Genomic DNA, 2,355 nt, shown 5'->3' with positions numbered 1-2,355 from the left:
CGGAACAGGTGCGCTTTCCAGGCGGGCCAGTCGTCCCGCGGATCGGCTTGCGTGCGCACTGCGGGCCATTCACGGTCGACGAAAGTGCGCAGCCGCGGCGCCAGCTCCATGCATCGCGCCCAGGTCGACAGCGCAGGGTCGGGCAACACGGTCGCAACCGCATGCATGAGCTGCTCATCGCGACGCATGTGCAGCAGGCGCCTTTGCACCGTGCGACGGCCCGCCACCGCCAGGCCCAGCGTCGTGTCGAGCGGCTCACCGCGCCGCACGGACGTGACGATGACGTGCTCCCACCGGTACGCACTTTGAGGAGAGAGAGGAACGCCGTACTTCACGTGCGCAAGCATCTCGCCCATCATCTCGATGCCGTCGACCTCGGGCATCCCCCCGTAAGTTGCGATGTGCATGTCAGTGGCCCTCCGCGAAGATCGAGGCCTTCAGCCGATAGCAGGTGCTCGACCCGATGCCGGGCAAGCGTTCCTTGCGATCGAAGCGACCGCCATGGCCCGGTTCGAGGTGTCCGCGCTGCAGCAGCACGCGACAGACAGCGCGGTAGTCGTAGCCCGCACAGACCTCGCCGCGGAACACTTCCGGCAACACGAAGAACTCAACGGACGTGCCTTCACCGTCCGCGGGCTGCATGCGTTCGCCGAACTCGCGTTGATGGTCCGAGTTCGTGCGAATGGGCTTGCCAGCCGCATCGACCAGTCGCCGGAAGCCTGCGCGCATCAGCGTGTTCGGCGAGTGATCGTCGGCCGCACGATTCCACCAGGTGAAGCGGGCCGCGCCATGCAGTTCCATGAAGCGGCGCACCTGGCGGCACATCGCTTGGTCCTCACCGTTGCCGGCGTGGCCACGCGACTCGAGCCATGCATTGAAGCAACGGCTCAACGCCCGGTGAGCCTCGCCCTTTGGCCATCCGGTGATGCCCGCCTCTGTGGCCAGCTCGCCGGCAGCAGCGACCAAGGCGAATCGCGCGCCGGCTCGGCGCACCTGCTCGCCCGCTTCCTCGGGCACGAAGTCGTCGCGGTAGCGTCGGATCATTTCCGCCAGGCGCGCGGGCAGTTCTTCGTAGTGCTTGCAGGCCCATTCCAGCCAGGTGCGCCCAGCCTGGCCATAGCTCTTCGCCGCAGCGGTCACGAGCTCATCCGCCATGACGGCCGGCCCGCTGAAGTCGTGCAGCTCTTCGATCCCGCCCATGCCCTTGCCGGCGTCCAGCGGGATGTCGAGCATGCGCACCTCTTGCCCCGCGCGCGGCGTCTTCGAGGCTGATGCCATGTGCTGCGCGAGCGACACCTCACCCGAGGACAGGAACAGCAATCGCCAGGTGCGCCGCTTGCGTGCGAAGCCGTTGCGCGTCGCGCGGCCCTTCTCCTGATCGTTGGCCAGCATGTAGGCGACCTCCCCCGCCACGTCCGGGTCGAGCTGGCCGAACTCGTCGAGGATCAGCGTGCTGTCGCAGTGCTGCACCGCGGTGGCCTCCAGCGCGTTGTCGGTGGTGCGCCAGCGCTGCATGTAGCTCGGCCGTCCCCAAACGCTCGCAGCCAGGCGCAGCGCGGTCGTCTTGCCCATGCTGGAGTCGCCGCGCAGGTGGAAGCCACCGCTCTCCATCTCGGCCAGACGTGCCATCGGCCCGGCAAACGCGCAGCACAGCGCGAAGATCAGACGCGAGTTGCCGATGCAAGGCTCCGAGACATTGGCCCGCCACCGCGCCAACGAGCCTTCGCTGCGGTAGGTGTCGTCCATCCCCGCCTCGCTCTGGAAGACGTAGTGGCGGCCTTCCGTCTCGCCGATGCATTCGCTGGGCAGCACGTACACGCCGTCATGCCAGCCCACCCGGTCGGTGCAGGTCACTCGCTCCGCAGGCCGGCGCGAGTCGATGTACTGCACGATCCGTGCGCGAGTGCCTTGGGCCGGCGACACCTCCAGGCCCATGTCGCGCAAGCGGCACAGCCACTCGTTGCCATCCCCGCCGAGCATGCTGGACGGCATGGCCCATGACTTCGCGTTGCCGTCCGGGTCGGCGAAGTGCACGAGGTAGCCCCAGCCGTTCCCGTCGTCAGTGCGCGTGAGCGCTGCGACGACCAGGCGCGAGCAGACCCACGCCGGCCGCTTCTCGTTGCCCTCTTTGTCGCGAGCGATGTACCACACGCCCTTCGCCGTCAGGCTGAAGCGGTCGGGGCTCGGTGCCTTCACAGGCTCGGCCTCGGGCTCTGCCTCTGCCTCTTCTTCCTCGGGCTCGTCGTCCGGCACCTCTGACGCAGCAAGCACCTCGGCCACCGTGACAGGAGCTGCAGGCGCGGCCGGAGCGGCCGGCGCCTCCTGCTGCAGTGCCGCCTCGACGATGGCAGCAAC

The 2,355-nt window shown here is 68.3% G+C and carries 2 protein-coding genes; both read right to left on the bottom strand.

Annotated elements, in window-relative coordinates:
• Positions 1–407: hypothetical protein (locus tag AC1D01_RS30620; RefSeq protein ID WP_477873150.1), on the bottom strand; the 407-nt coding region annotated here is incomplete at its 3' end.
• Between the two features lies 1 nt (position 408).
• On the bottom strand, positions 409–2,280 hold the full coding sequence (locus tag AC1D01_RS30615) for a DUF927 domain-containing protein (protein ID WP_477873148.1): 1,872 nt from the start codon (positions 2,278–2,280) through the stop codon (positions 409–411).
• Positions 2,281–2,355: the final 75 nt, after the last annotated feature.

It is taken from the genome of Rhizobacter sp. P3_B12, assembly GCF_056402895.1.
The sequence above is the reverse complement of the archived record's forward strand: the minus strand, read 5'-3'. Positions and strand labels throughout refer to the sequence as shown.